Here is a 15,834-nt window from a genome sequence, read left to right on the forward strand (position 1 = left end):
AAAATAGGTAATTTTAATATTCGTCATAGGGAATTCTAATATTCGTTAGTCACTTATATCTCTTATACCAATTCCTTACTGTGTTTGCTGCTATTTCAAATCTTATCGCAGTGCTATTGCAGCTATTACCTCTTTCTACATATCCTATAACTCTTTTTCTAAAATCTTGACTATATGATCTTGGCATTTTCCTTTATATATATCATCCCTATACTCAAACCTCAACTTAATTTACTATAGATGTAGCTAAATCGTTTAACACCGGTAACAACCATAATTATTTAGCTGTATTTAGTAACCTCATAAAAAATGTATATGATAGTTTGACTAATAATCCATCTACTATAGAATATAGTCATTTTATGACTATGCTCTCGATAATTTCTGATCATCGTACAAATGTAGTTTCTAATGATGATATACTAATTAGCTGGGACTATATTGCATATTGTAGATACTTATATATGAACCCATCTAAAGCTATTGAAACCTTTAAAAAACATTTCCCATCTTGCACAGAAATAAAAATTGAACCTCCTGTTTTTCTTGCTTCGGTAGATAATTCTCTAAATGATTTTGCTCAACAAGGCATAACGCTTTCAGGAGTTCTTAATACTACTGCTGAAACATTCCCTGAAGTATAATTATAAAGTAAATTGCTTTTTAGCATATAGCTTAGTTTTTGTATCATCAAGTTACAGTTAAGTATAAAAGCTTAATTTTTTAAAAATAAATTAAAAAAAGGTGCTATATGAGTAATAAGAATGGTAATAAACCTACTGAAAAAAAAGTAGATCAAATAAAGCTTAGGTTAAAAGGGGATGTTGATCCAAAACATAAATCATCCGAATTAGAGAAAATAAAAAAAGATTTAAAAGATCATAAAAAAGCTACTAGTACACCTAAAAAACCGCAAGTGTCTTTTAGTCAGGATATAGCTGGACGTCCACCAAAAGGAGGCAAAACAGGCGGAAGAGGAATGATAATTTAGAAATTATTATTACTGTGACTTTATCTAATATTTAAGCGTTATTTTTTGTTTAACAGGTACAACAGTTATATTAAGTTTTAATTGATATTTTTTAGTTCTAGGATATATAATAAATAATTCATCTAGGGCTAAAGTTATAGTGTAAAAAAATTATATCATGAAATTTCGAACCCTACATTCGAAATTTTATATTATTCATCAAGATTTATTTACGCAATTCCCTTAAACACCTCAATAGCTTTTGCTCGTGATAATCCATAGTCAACTATCGGTTTAGGGTAGTTATCATACATTTTGTGGAAATTTATATTGTGGGTAATGTGCGGTTGGACATTTTTTAAGATGGGTAAATATTTCTTGATATATTCAGCGTCTGGGTCAAAATTTTTCCCCTGAGTATAAGGGTTAAAAATACGGAAATAAGGCTGAGCGTCAGTACCGCACGAGCTTGCCCATTGCCATCCGCCAACATTAGAAGCGAGTTCGTAGTCCATAAGATACTGAGCAAAAAACTCTTCGCCCTTCCGCCAATCTAAAAGCAAATTCTTGCTGAAGAAACTAGCAACTATCATTCTTGCCCTATTATGCATCCAGCCATCACCGGCTAACTGCTTAACTGCTGCATCTATTATAGGATAACCGGTTTCTGCGTTAATAAATTTATCGAAATATTCTTTTTTGTTATTCCATGGAATTTTATTTTTGTATTTTTCTAAGAATTCCTCATTAACAGTGTTTGGAAAATGATATAAAATAGTTGCATAAAACTCTCGCCAAATTAGTTCATTAATCCACGTTATACTACCTGGATTTGAATCAGCATTAAAAGCCTTACGATAACATTCTCTTATCGATACAAGCCCGAATCTTAAATAAGGTGAGATAGTGCTTGTGCCGTCAAGATATAAAAAATCCCGATCAATTTTGTAACGATTTATTCTTCTTGTAATGAATTTATCTAAAACATTCTGAGCATTTTTAGGCTGCCAAAGCTCATCTTCTTTATATACATAACCGATTTGTTTTAAAGCTTCAGATTCCCCTATATTTAGATCAATAGTTTTTAGTTCTATATCTTGCGGCGTATATAATTTACCATCTAAATTATAACTATAATTTGTTAGTAGCTTATTATGTGATATACTTCCATTATCTGCTATAAATTTGCGGAAAGCCTGCATATAAGGAGTATAGACTTTATAAGCCTTATTATCTTTTGTTAAAACCCTATCAGGTTTTATAAGTAAATGATCGCAGTATAAATTAAGTGTGCAGTTACTGCCTAACAACTCCTGAACTTTTTTGTCTCGTTCTATATTGCTTAGTTCATAATCTTCGTCAGCATATATATTTTCGATTTTTAGAGTAGCTGTGAGTTTTGGAATAATATCCAAAGGCTTGCCGTAAAATACTAGCAACTTTCCTTTCAGCTTTTTGAGTTCATCATTAATTAAACAAAGTGTATTGGCTAAAAAGGAAAGCCGTCTGTCATGTGGATTTTTAAACCTTTCTAGGATAGTGGTATCGAAAATAAATATAGGTAGGATTTTATCAGAATTATGAAGTGCTGCTGCAAATGATTTATTATCATGTAGCCGTAAATTACGCCGTAACCAAACTATAGAAGTTTTGTTCATAGATATACTCGATTATTTTCATCTCATGGCTTGTGAACTAGATTTAGTTAAAAATATCAAAATTGATACATACTTCAAGTTGTTTTTCTGGATCTAGTTCCTAAGCCACGGAAGGCATTGCCCGCGTGGATCGGAAAACGCCCTCGGTGTCATACCGTGGCTTGACCACGGTATCCAGAAAAGCAACTCTTAACACTAACAATTTTAGTATTTTAAGCTGGATCCCGCTACAAGCTCGCGGGATGACAGAGGAAAAATTGATCCACGCGGGCAATGCCTCCACGGAATGAAAACGAGTCTTAAATTGACATCCATGTGCTTCCACGGGAATGACAAAGAAGCTAATAAATTTACTGTAATTCTTTGCTTATTAATTCTTTTGGTTTTTCTTTCGCAGCATCTCTAGAACGAAAACTTGCATAAGAATCGTGATGTTCTTTATCTTCAATAAAGTGTACAAAGAAAACTTTGCGGTTATCTTTTTATAACCATCCTATTTGACGATCTTTTAACTTTACAGTTCTATCTTTATTAAGACGATTTCCGCTCCCTGTTTTAGCATAAAGCTTCCATCCATCTGCAAAATCTTCGATAAACATAATATTTTTGGTCATTTCCTGAGCTTTAAGGCTTACAGGTAATTGATCTGCTGCAAGTTTTTGTAGGAAAGCAATCTGTTCTTCAGGTGAAATTTCTAAAGAGCTAGAAAGCCATGCATTAGTTAAACCATTGTTCTTCCCTTTATCTCCTGAAGTATCTTGGTTACCATAATTAAATTTTGTTACGTAATTATGGAATTTTTCATAACCTAATTCTTTAGTAATAAGACGTGAATACCAAAGACAGCTATTTTTCATCCAGTCTTTAGGTGTATGTGGCTGTTTTCAAACTTCAAGATAATCATCATATCCTTCTTTAAAAGGTAATTTAGGATGAGTCTCGTCAATTAAAAATCCATCATCATAACCCATTAAACTTAAAACAATTTTAAAGGTAGAACAGGAAGCATAGCGTGATTTGCAATCACCATCTTGTTTAATAAGCTTATCATTTTCCTTAACTAAAAAGCAATCTGCCTTAGCTGCAAAAGATGCATTAAATGATATTAACGCAGTTAAATATAGAATAATTTTTTTCATGAGCTTTAATCTTTTTAAGTTTATATTAATTCTATATATAAAAAATTGAATATACTCAAGGTATAGCTTCAATCAATAAGGTTGATACATGAAATTTTACGAGTCTCGATTGTGCTCACGTATTTTTATACGCTCCGCAATCTCGCTCGTAAATTTAATGTCTAAACCTTATTGCTTTTTGTTATATATTTTTGGTTAGTATATTTCCTGAGATTGATCCTTTTTGCTAGGTACATAATCAAAAACGTCATCATTATAATTGTTGTCTATGATTTCGCTGTCATCTTCAATTATCAGGATGTTATTGATCTTAAATGCTTCCATAACAGAACCACCAGGCGTGATTTGACCAGTTGCTCTATCTACAGCTTGTAATTTTATTGAATCAGGTACTTTAAAAGGTAGGGAAGGCTCATCTTTATAAGCGTTACTCATAAAATCAATAAAAATAGGCAATACTACGCTTGATCCTGTTGCTCTTCTTCCTAGAGTTCTTGGCGTATCATATCCAACATAACTCCCTACAACTATTTTGGGCGTGAAGCCTATAAACCATGTATCTTTATTATCGTTACTAGTACCAGTTTTTCCGCCGATAATTTTCCCTAATTTCTTTGCAGAGTAAGCAGTTCCCCTATCTACTACACCTGTTAAAAGTGAAGTAATTTGATAGTCACTTGCTGCATCCGTGACCATATAAATATTTTCTGGAGGAATTTCTAATATTGCGTTATCTAAATTACTATCTGAAACGTTGCAAGTTGTGCATTCTCTATCATCTCTGCGATAAATAACTTTGCCGTTACGATCTTTAATTAATTCCACGAAATGTGGTTTGATCCTTTTACCACCATTAGCTATTATGCCGTAAGCATTAGTTATTCTCTCAAGTGTTGTTTCAATAGAACCAAGTACCATAGAATAGACTTTTTGTGGATTATCATTAATTCCAAATCGCTTAATTATATCAACAATTTTGGTGAGTCCCACCGCAGTTGCTACTCTAACTGTTACAAGATTACGAGATTTTTCAAGTCCTGTACGCATAGTAATTGGTCCTAGAAACTTACCCTCATAATTTTTAGGACGCCAGCTTGGCATGCCAGGACCTTGCGAAATCTCAATAGGACCATCGTTAAAAATCTGATTTGGTTTAACTCCATTTTCAAGAGCTGCTAGATAAACAAAAGTTTTACTTAAAGAACCTGGTTGACGAAGTGCCTGTGTTACCCTGTCAAATTTACTAGCAAAGAAATCATATCCGCCGACGCTTGCAAGTACCTGTCCAGTATTTGGATTCATGACCATAATAGCACCGTTTACTTCTGGAATTTGCCGTAATGCATAATAATCTTTTACAGGTTCTACAACTATTACATCACCCTTTGTTAGTAGCTTTTTAGCTGATTTAAGCTCACTTTTTGCCCATTTCATTTCAGAAATAGGGATTTTAGATTTAGCTCCGCTTGCAAAACCGATCTCAGCCTGAGTATCAGTAACTTCCAAAACTACAGCAATTTTATATTCTAGAAGCGATGGTGTAGTTGGTAATTTTTTTAATTCTTCTTGCCAGTTATTAAGCGAAATAGTAGCTATAGCTTTTCTGAAACCACGTTTTCTATCAAAATCTCTAAGACCTTTTCGTAGTGACTCTTCAGCAAATTTTTGCATTTTAGCATCTAAAGAAGTAATAATAGTAAGACCGCTAGTATAAAATTCATCTTTACTACCTAGCATTTTAATTACTTCATCCCTAACTTGCTCAGCATAATAATCAGCCGTAACAGTTTCATCTTGGTCTCGCTTTCGTAGCGTAATTGGACTATCTACTGCCTCTTTTGCTGCATCGCTTGTGATATAACCATCTTCTAGCATCCGCATGATTACATAATCACGACGAGCTTTAACTCTAGAATAGTTTCTCTCAGGATTAAGCTCAGAAGGAGCTTTAGGTAATGCTGCAATAAAAGCTGACTCCGCAATAGTTAGCTCCTCTACTGATTTGTTAAAATAATTTTGTGCGGCAGTAGCAACCCCATACGCACCACGTCCAAAAAATGTTTGATTAAGATATAATCCTAAAATCTGATCTTTAGTAAATACTCTTGAGATCATATAAGATAAAATCGCTTCTTTAATCTTACGCTGAAATGACACCTCATTGGTAAGTAGAAAATTCTTTACTACCTGCTGAGTAATTGTGGAAGCCCCCTCCATACGCCTATGATGAAGAAAATTTGATATGTTGAGAAATGCTGCCCTAACTATTCCAAATAAATCAACCCCTTGGTGGTTATAGAAGTTTTTATCCTCTGCAGCAATAAAGCTTTCTTTTAATGAGGTAGGAATACTGTTAATTGGAACAAATACACGTCGCTCAAAAGCATATTCCTCCATTAATTTCCCATCACGAGAATAAATACGTGTTACCGAGGGAGGATAATATCTTGCTAGCTGTCTATAATCAGGCAAATCACGAGAATAGTAATATATTATATAAGCTACAATCCCGCAACCTATCAAAAAAAGTAGGGCAAAAATTTTTAAACAAAAAAATAGAGATTTGTACATGTATAGATGATATTTTTTATATTAAAATGCCTGTTAAACTATTAAGTGCTGCTTTAGTAATTTTTACATTAATTGTTTTGCCAAGTAAATCTTTATTAGGGTTTGTGATATATACGGATTGCATATAAGGTGTTTTGCCTATAATTTGATCATCAAATTTACCATCACGATCAAATAAAACTTTCATTGTAGAACCTACACAACTTTCATTAAAAGCTGGTTGCTGGTTTGAGAGTTCTTTTTGCAAAATAGTTAATCTTTCTGATTTAATATGCTCAGGCACTTGATCACTTCTTGTTGCACCAGGTGTACCAGGACGAGGACTATATTTAAAAGAATAACACTGACCGTATCTTACTTTGCGGACTAAATCTAAAGTATCTGCAAAATCTTCATCGGTTTCGCCAGGAAATCCAACAATAAAATCAGAAGACAAAACTATATCAGGTCTAGCTTTTCTTAAGCGATCGATTATGTCAAAGTAATAATCCCGATCATGTTTGCGGTTCATTGCCTTGAGTATTTTATTTGAGCCTGATTGTACTGGAAGATGTAAGAATGGCATTAATTTAGGCTCTAAGCCATGTAAGCTTATTAAATCATCTGTCATATCTATCGGATGTGAAGTGGTGTAACGTAATCTCTCTAAATTTGGAATTTTTGCTAAATGCCTTATTAAATCAGCAAGAGTAAATACTTTATCGTCTGATGTTTTGCCGTGATAAGCATTAACATTCTGTCCAAGCAGCATGATTTCTTTAGCACCGCTACTAACTACCTTTAAGGCTTCTCTATAAATTTGTTCTACGTTTCTTGAAAATTCAGCACCTCTAGTATAAGGTACTACGCAAAAAGTACAAAACTTATCACACCCCTCTTGTACTGATATAAAGGCACTTACTCCTTGTGGATATAACTGTTCAGGTAATTGGTCAAATTTTGCTTCTTCAACAAAATCAAGATCGATTAAATGTTTTTCGTGCCTAACAACTTTAGAAATTAATTCAGGTAAATTATAATAAGATTGAGGACCAACTACGATATCGACGTAAGGAGTTCTGGTGAAAATTTCTTCTCCTTCGGCTTGTGCAACACAACCAGCTACTACTATTATTGCTGAATTTAGACCTTGCTTTTTTCGCACATCTTGTAATTTTTTAATGCGACCAAGTTCCGAGTAGGTTTTTTCTGCGGCTTTTTCTCTAATATAGCAAGTATTTAAAATAATGACATCTGCTTCCTCGATATTTTCTGTAGGCTCATAACCGTAAGGATATAGCAAGTCCTGCATCTTAACGGAGTCATACACATTCATCTGACATCCGTAAGTTTTAATATAAAGCTTCTTACTCATATATAATGTTTTGTAATACCTTAAAAAGGTCTACATTATAATATATTTAAATAACTTTATCAAATTTTAAATAATATTAGATAACGGGTTACTTAGGTTCTATGCATTTTTAAAAAATGCATAGAATTTAGAATTTGTGTAAATTCTAGATAGGTTATATGAAAATAAAGAAGAAAGATAATTACATTATTTCACAACATTTAGAGCGATGTTTAGTACCTCCTAATTTTTTAACGTTATTATCTTGTTCTTGATGCAAATTTCCATGATGAGGTGGTGTTGTATAGTAATTAACCATTTTTTCTAGATTTTTGGAATCTTGCTGTGTTTGTTGTACAAAAGCTTTGTTTTCTTCAGGTTTATAAGTTTTTTGGAATTCTGCAAATAGTTCAGCTGCAGTTTTTTTTCCTTTAGACATAATTTTCTCCTTTTTTAGTTTTGTGATTGATTATTTTATAGACGAATGAATTATATTTCCCGACCTATTTTTTTTTGATTATTAATTTGTGGTTGTACATTTTGCGATATAGTTTTTTTAGGTTCTGAATTAGTTAAAGAATCTTTTATTTTATCGCACTGGTGTTGAGTTTTTACATTTTGACGTATTTGTTTATCATTTTCATCCAGCTCTTTATTATTTGTTATTGCATCATGCTGATTGTGAAGTAAAATATGCTTTTGCTTTAATTGTTCATGTTTATCAGGACTTCTAGTATGTTCCGTTTTTTCTATAGCATCTTTAAATTGTTTTATGTGCATGTGATCTTTTTCAAGCGATGATTTTAATTTATCAAAATCATTTTTTATATTTTGCCTTATGTCTTGAGCTTTTTCTAATAAGATCTTATTTGCTGCTAGCTTGTCATGATTAGTTTTTAGTTTATTTATTTGCCCTGGGGTTAAATTTTGTTTATTTATTTGCGATAAGCTGTTAATTTCTTTTTCTAGCTCTTCCTTTTCTTGCTTAGCTGTTTCAAATACTTCATTTACTCTTTTCTCTTGTTCTTTAAGTGCTGCAAATTTTTGTTTACGCTCTTCAATTTCCTGATGAGTTAGTATATTTTTATCTACAGCTTTTTCATCAATTGTTATCTCCCCTTTAGAATCTTTTTTTACCATTTCTTCTATTGGGGTATATATGGTAAATTAAGTTGAAGTTTGCGTATTAAAGAATTGAATTAAAGCATTATATAATTGATCAAATTGAGTAATTTTAGCTTTAATCCATCGCTTCATATTGGTCCAAAATTTCTCTATTGGATTTAGATCAGGGGAGTAAGGTGGTAAGAATATTATCCTACAACCTACTGATTCTATTAGTTCTTTGGTCCTTTGAGACTTATGGAAAGCAGCGTTATCCATCACTACAACTTGTCCAGGTTTTAGCTCTTTTATTAAAAATTCTCCAACCCAACTTTCAAATAATTGTCTATTACATGTTCCATTAAATATCATCGGTGCTATACACTCTTTATTAACATAACCAGCTATGATATTTGTTCTGTTGTAATATTTACCGCTTTTTTTACCAATAAGTTTTTCGCTTTTTTTGCCCCATCCTCTATCTTTGCAGATATTTATCTCAATACCACTTTCATCAATATATACAAGATGTTCTATTGGTGTATCTTTTATGACCTCTTGGTACTTATCTCGCTTTTCTTGACTTGCTTCCAAGTAGGAAAAGTCTTTTTTTTATAGCTAAAACCTAGTTGCTTTAACCAATAATACGCACCCACAGAACTCATATTAAAATACGTACCCATTTCTAATAATGTGAAATTAGGATTAGAACTCACGTACAACTCAACATCTTGACTTGTTACCCGTCCTTTTTTGCCTCCTATTCTTCTTGCTAAATAATGTCCTTCGGACTTATATCTCTTATACCAATTCCTTACTGTGTTTGCTGCTATTTCAAATCTTATCGCAGTGCTATTGCAGCTATTACCTCTTTCTACATATCCTATAACTCTTTTTCTAAAATCTTGACTATATGATCTTGGCATTTTCCTTTATATATATCATCCCTATACTCAAACCTCAACTTAATTTACTATAATTGTTTATACTCTTTTAGATTTTCCTTAAATTTATCGTGTTTAGTATTGAGATCTCTAATTTGCTCTGTTACTTTTGCTTTATATTGTTGTATTTCTTCTTGTTGTAATTGCTGTTGTAACTTTTCTAAGTCTTTTGCGTAAATTTCAGAATTAGATTGTATTTCAGAAGTCTCTTGCTTTTTTATGATAGTTTTTTGAATTTCATCAATTATCTTATTAAGATAACTATTATCGGATTTTAATGATTGTATTTGACTTGCTAATCTACTTAACTCCGCAGGATTGTTAGTAGCACTTACTTGAGAAAGAATAGACTTAATCTCATTAGAAATTTGAGGATCAGCCACCTGTTTTTCGCTTATATTTTTTTTATTATTCACAATAACCTTTTATATCTATTGCTATCATTGCGGAAAACGTTAACAAATAGTAAAATTTAAGTCAAGTATTTATTAACAAAAATTAACTTTGTATTGTGAGCCACTGGTTTAATAACTCATCAAGCTTATTTTTATCATTAACTAGTTGAGTGCTGACTTGATTATATTTTTGTGGGTTTGCAAGGTATAGATTACTATCCTCAAGTTGCTTTTCTAAAGCTTTAATTGAAACTTCTAATTTTTCAATTTCATTTGGTAATGTTTCAAGCAAACGTTGATATTTGTAAGATATAGCTTAATGCGATAAGATAGTGACTTAGAGTATGAGTTAGATTATACTAAATGAAAAACTTATGGCAAAGGCATATTCATACGATTTAAGAATACGAGTAATAAAAAGTTTAACAGATGGTAAAACAATAAAAGAGACTTCTGAGATATACTCTATTAGTAGGAAGACTATAATAGAATGGAAAAAATTAAAGAAACAAACCGGCGATATCAAAGCAAAAAGTGGTTATCATACAGGACATCGTAGAATAATAAGAGACATAGAGGGATTTAAAAAATTTATAGAATTAAATTTTGATAAAACCACCATGGAACTAGCTAACAACTGGAGTCAAAAAGTATCTGCAAGTACGATATCAAGATTGCTTAATAAATTAGGTTATATGGTAAATTAAGTTGAAGTTTGCGTATTAAAGAATTGAATTAAAGCATTATATAATTGATCAAATTGAGTAATTGTAGCTTTAATCCATCGCTTCATATTGGCCCAAAATTTCTCTATTGGATTTAGATCAGGGGAGTAAGGTGGTAAGAATATTATCCTACAACCTACTGATTCTATTAGTTCTTTGGTCCTTTGAGACTTATGGAAAGCAGCGTTATCCATCACTACAACTTGTCCAGGTTTTAGCTCTTTTATTAAAAATTCTCCAACCCAACTTTCAAATAATTGTCTATTACATGTTCCATTAAATATCATCGGTGCTATACACTCTTTATTAACATAACCAGCTATGATATTTGTTCTGTTGTAATATTTACCGCTTTTTTTACCAATAAGTTTTTCGCTTTTTTTGCCCCATCCTCTATCTTTGCAGATATTTATCTCAATACCACTTTCATCAATATATACAAGATGTTCTATTGGTGTATCTTTTATGACCTCTTGGTACTTATCTCGCTTTTCTTGACTTGCTTCCAAGTAGGAAAAGTCTTTTTTTTATAGCTAAAACCTAGTTGCTTTAACCAATAATACGCACCCACAGAACTCATATTAAAATACGTACCCATTTCTAATAATGTGAAATTAGGATTAGAACTCACGTACAACTCAACATCTTGACTTGTTACCCGTCCTTTTTTGCCTCCTATTCTTCTTGCTAAATAATGTCCTTCGGACTTATATCTCTTATACCAATTCCTTACTGTGTTTGCTGCTATTTCAAATCTTATCGCAGTGCTATTGCAGCTATTACCTCTTTCTACATATCCTATAACTCTTTTTCTAAAATCTTGACTATATGATCTTGGCATTTTCCTTTATATATATCATCCCTATACTCAAACCTCAACTTAATTTACTATAGTTATAAAAAAAACTTTTCTTCATCTCAAAAGAGATGTTGGTCTAAGGAATGAGTTTATATTGAAACTAAAAACTATAGACAAACAAGATTTAGTATTTATCGATGAATCTGGGATAGAAGATAATAGCTGTAGAGAACACGGGTGGAGCATTATCGGTCAAAGATGTTATGGTGAAAGGGTCTATCAATATAAATCACGGATTAGTATGATTGCTGGGGTGTCTGCCAAAGATATTATTGCCCCAATAATATTTGATGGGACATGTAATAAGGACATTTTTGAAACTTATGTACAAGAGATATTGATCAAAGAGTTAAAGCCTGGTCAGATAGTAGTAATGGATAATATTAATTTTCATAAAAGTACAAAAGTGAAAACGTTAATTGAATCTGTTGGTTGCAGTATTTTATTTTTACCAACTTACTCTCCTGATTTAAATCCTATTGAGCATTACTGGTTTAAAATCAAGAACGAAATAAGAAAAACTGTTTCTAATTTTGAGCACTTTTTTGATGCGGTTTACTATGCTCTTAAAAAAGTCACTACCTTATCGCATTAAGCTATAGCTTTTTATTTTGTGGTTCTTTAGGACTAGAAATAGGAGTTATAGGCTTTGAGATTTTTTTAGTTATAGGGCTTGCAGTAAAATATTGTTTATAATCTTCATATCCGCCAGTTAAATTGTGAATTTTACTTTGAGCAAAAACTAAGGTTCGTGTAACTAATCTATCTAAGAAATCACGATCATGACTAACTACTATTAAGGTGCCGGAATAATCTGCAAGTATGTCTAGTAGAATCTCTAAACTATCCATATCTAAATCATTAGTTGGTTCATCTAGGATAAGCAAATTACCAGGATTAATTAAAATTTTTGCAAGTAATAGCCTGTTAGCCTCACCTCCTGATAGAATAGCAGTTTTAGCATTTAGTAGCTTAGGGTCGAACATGAATTGCTTCAGATAGCCAGCAACATGCATAGTTTTATCATTAGGCAAAAATACCTGATCCCCGCCAGTAGGACATAAAGTTTGTTGCAAAGTGTGATTATAGTTTAGTTTTTCTCGATGTTGATCAAAATATGAAATATCTAAATTACCACCATATATAATTTTGCCGATTTCAGGAGTAAGTTGCTTGGTTAGTAGCTTGATAAAAGTAGATTTTCCTGAGCCATTCGCTCCAATTATGCCGATCTTTTCGCCTTTTTTAACCCGAAAGCTAAAATTATCGATAATTTTAGTATTTTTATATCTAAAACTAACATTATCAGCTTCGATAATAAACTTACTTTTGGCTATATTTTCTTCAAGTTCTGCTTGTACTCTTTGTTTTGAACGAGCTAGCTTTGCCGCATGTTCTCTTGCTATTTCCCTTAGGGTTTTTAGCTGAGCAAGCCTTTTCTGGTTACGCTTACGTCTAGCTGTGACACCTGCATTTAACCATTCATTTTCTTGAGCTAATTTTTTATTTAATTTGCGAAGAGCTGCTTCTTCTTGCTCTATAATAATATTTTGCCATTCGTCAAAATATTTGAATCCTTTATCGGATTTGCGTAAATGTCCACGATCAAGCCACCAAATTTTATTAGTCACATTTGATAGGAAAGTTCTATCGTGACTAACGCAAATAATCGCACCATTATATGATTTAACGTATCCTTCCAGCCATTCAATTGTTTCAATATCTAAATGGTTAGTCGGCTCATCAAGCAATAATATTTCTGGTTCTAATATTAAGGCTTTAGCAAGGCTGGCTCTTCTAAGCTGTCCGCCTGAGTAGGTAGATAGGTTATCTGTGCCGTTGATTTGTAGCTTTTCTAGTATTATATCTATTTCATTTTTATTGTTTTGATCTAAAATGAAATCATAGATATTAGAATTAAGTTTGATCGCAATGTCTTGTTTTAAATATCCGGTTGTGATTGCAGGGTCTTTAAATAGTTCCCCGTTATCTAACTCATAATCTTCCGATATTACTTTCATTAGGCTTGATTTACCACAGCCATTACGACCTATCAAACAAATCTTATCGCCTTTATATAAATAAAGCTCTAAATCAGATAAGATTATTTTATCGGCAAAACTTAAATTACCGTCTTTGATATAATAGATTGGAGTCATAGGACTATGTCATGCCGTGGCTTATACGGCATCTAGTAAATAAATATAATAAGCGTAGATACCGTCTTAAGTGTCAACATCTTTTTATCTGTATTTTAATTAATTTCATTGAAAAGAGTTTTATTTTTGAGTACTCCATAAATAATATGAATTAACTTACGCATAGCGGCTATAACAATAACCATCTTGGGTTTTCCTAAACTACCTAAACGCTTGGCAAATTCTGTAACAATTGGATTAAATTTAAGAGACACTATAGCAGGCATATAAAAAGCTTTACGCAAATCTGCGTTTCCTGTTTTTGAGATCCTGCTAGTTCCATGTACAGAAGTACCTGATTGGCGTTGTTGTGGATTAAGACCGACAAAAGCTACTACTTGTTTTACTGATTTAAAATTTTCAATATCTGATAAAAAAGCAAGTATTACAGCTACTGTTTTTTCTCCTATTCCTGGAATTGAAACAAGAAGCTTACCTTTATCAGATAAGTCTGTATGTTTCTTTATATGGTTAGATATAAGCTTTTCTATTTCTTTTATCTGTTTATTCAAAAATTTTATATGAGATTTAATATTAGTTGTAACTATATCAAATAACCCTTCTAGCCTATTAGTTTCTTGGTTTTTGATAGAAATTAAAGCATCTAAACGATTTACTAATTGTTGTAGTTCTTGTATATGAAAAGCTGTAGGTTGCCAAAGTTCAGGCTGTATCGTTTGACAAAAATATGCAATCAGTTCACTGTCTGCTTTATCAGTTTTAACACGGTAAAGTTTACTGATAGAGAAGCCTTTTACACGAGCTGGATTTACAACACTAACTTTAAAATTATTTTTGTGAACACTCCACGGGGCAAGCCCCGTGGTATCTGTGTCGACCTATAGGTCGAGTACAAGCTGTGCTTGCCCCATATCCTCCTGCCCCTGATGCTCTATATATCGTTTTATTATATGCTCATTAATTCCAACAGTTGACACGAAATATCCATCTGACCAGACTCCATCAATACCCCAATAAGCCTTCCTTATATATTCAAATTTCTTTTTTAATAATCTACCAGTTATAGATTTTATTGTCCTCACCACATCACTAACTCTCACCTTTGGTGGTATAGATAGATGCATGTGAATATGATCTATATCATGATTTATCGTCAATAGTTTTATCTCAGGTATATTTCCCCACACCTGCTTAAGTATTGCTTCAAAATACCCAAAACTCCCAGCATTGAATATTTTCCGCCTATATTTACTCACTAACACCAAATGATACTCACATTGGTAAGCACAGTGACCTTGTTTTCTAATCTGCATACATCACCATAGCAGAAAGATATGGGGAGCACTACATCCACGGGGCAAGCCCCGTGGTTTTTATGTGCGTATAAAGATACTCAGCAAGCTTTAATCCATAAGTATTTGTAGCCTCCATACAAGCGTGTGCGGTATAAACCTGTTTAGTTTTTAGCCACTCACTTACTCCGTAAAATCCTTGTAAATTATTATTAAATTTTTTATTCTTAACTTTGTTATTAATTAGTAAAGCTACATCAAATGTTTCTTTAGAAATATCTATGCCTAAAATTATACTATTCATAAAATACCCTTTATAGTAAAAATTAAATAGAATACTCAAAGATCAACCTTGTATATACAGGTTCATTAAAATAACTTTTAAGACCTAGGACACCGTCCGATCTTTTGTGAGTATTAAAGGCTAGTTACTTATCTACGCTACAGGATCATAAGTCCTCAGGATATTCTCAGTATACTAGCCTTCTACTTCAGAGTCTTATAGTTTTTAATTAAAGACAATATTAAGATACAAGGTTGTTTTTTTGGATTCTCGTTAATGTTATTGCATGCTCATATGTCATTCTTAGCTAAAAGCAGGAATCCAGAAAAATAAACATAAAAGCAGCAAGTTTTTAAAGTTAAAAGCTTAGGTTATCTCGCTTTATACTAGATTCCTGCTTTT

15 protein-coding genes and 6 pseudogenes are annotated in these 15,834 nt (G+C 32.3%); 4 read left to right on the top strand and 17 right to left on the bottom strand.

The features are described from left to right. Positions 1–49 precede the first annotated feature (49 nt). Positions 50–187, bottom strand: a complete 138-nt coding sequence (locus tag ACICQC_RS00630) for a helix-turn-helix domain-containing protein (RefSeq protein ID WP_395477028.1) — start codon at positions 185–187, stop codon at positions 50–52. A gap of 136 nt (positions 188–323) precedes the next feature. Here ACICQC_RS00630 and ACICQC_RS00635 point away from each other — a divergent pair, with 136 nt between their 5' ends. Beyond that, positions 324–644 (top strand): hypothetical protein, encoded by a 321-nt coding sequence (locus ACICQC_RS00635; RefSeq protein WP_395477029.1) that lies wholly within the window; start codon positions 324–326, stop codon positions 642–644. A gap of 107 nt (positions 645–751) precedes the next feature. Continuing rightward, positions 752–991, top strand: a complete 240-nt coding sequence (locus tag ACICQC_RS00640) for a hypothetical protein (protein ID WP_395477030.1) — start codon at positions 752–754, stop codon at positions 989–991. 209 nt (positions 992–1,200) lie between these two features. Here ACICQC_RS00640 and ACICQC_RS00645 read toward each other — a convergent pair whose 3' ends face one another. The 10 genes and pseudogenes from ACICQC_RS00645 to ACICQC_RS00690 all read right to left on the bottom strand — a co-directional run. After that, positions 1,201–2,628 (bottom strand): cryptochrome/photolyase family protein, encoded by a 1,428-nt coding sequence (locus ACICQC_RS00645; protein WP_395477031.1) that lies wholly within the window; start codon positions 2,626–2,628, stop codon positions 1,201–1,203. A gap of 350 nt (positions 2,629–2,978) precedes the next feature. Next, positions 2,979–3,767: pseudogene (blaOXA, locus tag ACICQC_RS00650) on the bottom strand (class D beta-lactamase). 195 nt (positions 3,768–3,962) lie between these two features. Continuing rightward, a complete protein-coding gene (locus tag ACICQC_RS00655; RefSeq protein WP_395477032.1) occupies positions 3,963–6,338 on the bottom strand; it encodes a penicillin-binding protein 1A in 2,376 nt (791 codons plus the stop codon). A gap of 16 nt (positions 6,339–6,354) precedes the next feature. Continuing rightward, complete coding sequence (gene miaB, locus ACICQC_RS00660) at positions 6,355–7,692, bottom strand: tRNA (N6-isopentenyl adenosine(37)-C2)-methylthiotransferase MiaB (protein ID WP_395477033.1); 1,338 nt, start codon at positions 7,690–7,692, stop codon at positions 6,355–6,357. A gap of 181 nt (positions 7,693–7,873) precedes the next feature. Next, positions 7,874–8,110 (bottom strand): hypothetical protein, encoded by a 237-nt coding sequence (locus tag ACICQC_RS00665; RefSeq protein ID WP_395477034.1) that lies wholly within the window; start codon positions 8,108–8,110, stop codon positions 7,874–7,876. A 50-nt stretch (positions 8,111–8,160) separates the two neighbouring features. Continuing rightward, positions 8,161–8,811 (bottom strand): hypothetical protein, encoded by a 651-nt coding sequence (locus ACICQC_RS00670; protein WP_395477035.1) that lies wholly within the window; start codon positions 8,809–8,811, stop codon positions 8,161–8,163. 27 nt (positions 8,812–8,838) lie between these two features. Continuing rightward, a complete protein-coding gene (locus ACICQC_RS00675; protein WP_395476239.1) occupies positions 8,839–9,369 on the bottom strand; it encodes an IS630 family transposase in 531 nt (176 codons plus the stop codon). After that, positions 9,324–9,701, bottom strand: a complete 378-nt coding sequence (locus ACICQC_RS00680; RefSeq protein ID WP_395476240.1) for an IS630 transposase-related protein — start codon at positions 9,699–9,701, stop codon at positions 9,324–9,326. The genes ACICQC_RS00675 and ACICQC_RS00680 overlap by 46 nt, the downstream gene beginning before the upstream one ends. A gap of 47 nt (positions 9,702–9,748) precedes the next feature. Further along, complete coding sequence (locus ACICQC_RS00685) at positions 9,749–10,135, bottom strand: hypothetical protein (RefSeq protein WP_395477036.1); 387 nt, start codon at positions 10,133–10,135, stop codon at positions 9,749–9,751. A gap of 82 nt (positions 10,136–10,217) precedes the next feature. Beyond that, a pseudogene (locus tag ACICQC_RS00690) lies at positions 10,218–10,427 on the bottom strand (ABC transporter C-terminal domain-containing protein); the annotation flags it as partial. A gap of 61 nt (positions 10,428–10,488) precedes the next feature. On the opposite strand from ACICQC_RS00690, the gene ACICQC_RS00695 reads away from it, so the two are divergent. Continuing rightward, positions 10,489–10,821, top strand: a complete 333-nt coding sequence (locus tag ACICQC_RS00695) for an IS630 transposase-related protein (RefSeq protein WP_395477037.1) — start codon at positions 10,489–10,491, stop codon at positions 10,819–10,821. Here ACICQC_RS00695 and ACICQC_RS00700 read toward each other — a convergent pair. Both ACICQC_RS00700 and ACICQC_RS00705 read right to left on the bottom strand, forming a co-directional pair. Next, complete coding sequence (locus ACICQC_RS00700; RefSeq protein ID WP_395476342.1) at positions 10,818–11,348, bottom strand: IS630 family transposase; 531 nt, start codon at positions 11,346–11,348, stop codon at positions 10,818–10,820. The two genes, ACICQC_RS00695 and ACICQC_RS00700, sit on opposite strands and share 4 nt — an antisense overlap. Next, positions 11,303–11,680 (bottom strand): IS630 transposase-related protein, encoded by a 378-nt coding sequence (locus ACICQC_RS00705; RefSeq protein ID WP_395476240.1) that lies wholly within the window; start codon positions 11,678–11,680, stop codon positions 11,303–11,305. Before ACICQC_RS00705 ends, ACICQC_RS00700 begins: the two co-directional genes overlap by 46 nt. A 58-nt stretch (positions 11,681–11,738) precedes the next feature. On the opposite strand from ACICQC_RS00705, the pseudogene ACICQC_RS00710 reads away from it, so the two are divergent. Beyond that, positions 11,739–12,293, top strand: a pseudogene (locus tag ACICQC_RS00710) (IS630 family transposase); the annotation flags it as partial. A gap of 4 nt (positions 12,294–12,297) precedes the next feature. On the opposite strand, the pseudogene ACICQC_RS00715 reads toward ACICQC_RS00710, so the two are convergent. The 4 genes and pseudogenes from ACICQC_RS00715 to ACICQC_RS00730 all read right to left on the bottom strand — a co-directional run. Continuing rightward, positions 12,298–13,857 (bottom strand): annotated as a pseudogene (locus tag ACICQC_RS00715) (ABC-F family ATP-binding cassette domain-containing protein); the annotation flags it as partial. A 95-nt stretch (positions 13,858–13,952) separates the two neighbouring features. Then, positions 13,953–14,684: pseudogene (locus tag ACICQC_RS00720) on the bottom strand (IS110 family transposase); the annotation flags it as partial. Between the two features lie 51 nt (positions 14,685–14,735). Continuing rightward, on the bottom strand, positions 14,736–15,170 hold the full coding sequence (gene tnpA / locus ACICQC_RS00725; RefSeq protein ID WP_395476676.1) for an IS200/IS605 family transposase: 435 nt from the start codon (positions 15,168–15,170) through the stop codon (positions 14,736–14,738). A 64-nt stretch (positions 15,171–15,234) separates the two neighbouring features. Next, a pseudogene (locus tag ACICQC_RS00730) lies at positions 15,235–15,453 on the bottom strand (IS110 family transposase); the annotation flags it as partial. Between the last annotated feature and the right edge of the window lie 381 nt (positions 15,454–15,834).

It is taken from the genome of Rickettsia endosymbiont of Pantilius tunicatus, assembly GCF_964291875.1.
Taxonomy (GTDB): domain Bacteria; phylum Pseudomonadota; class Alphaproteobacteria; order Rickettsiales; family Rickettsiaceae; genus Rickettsia.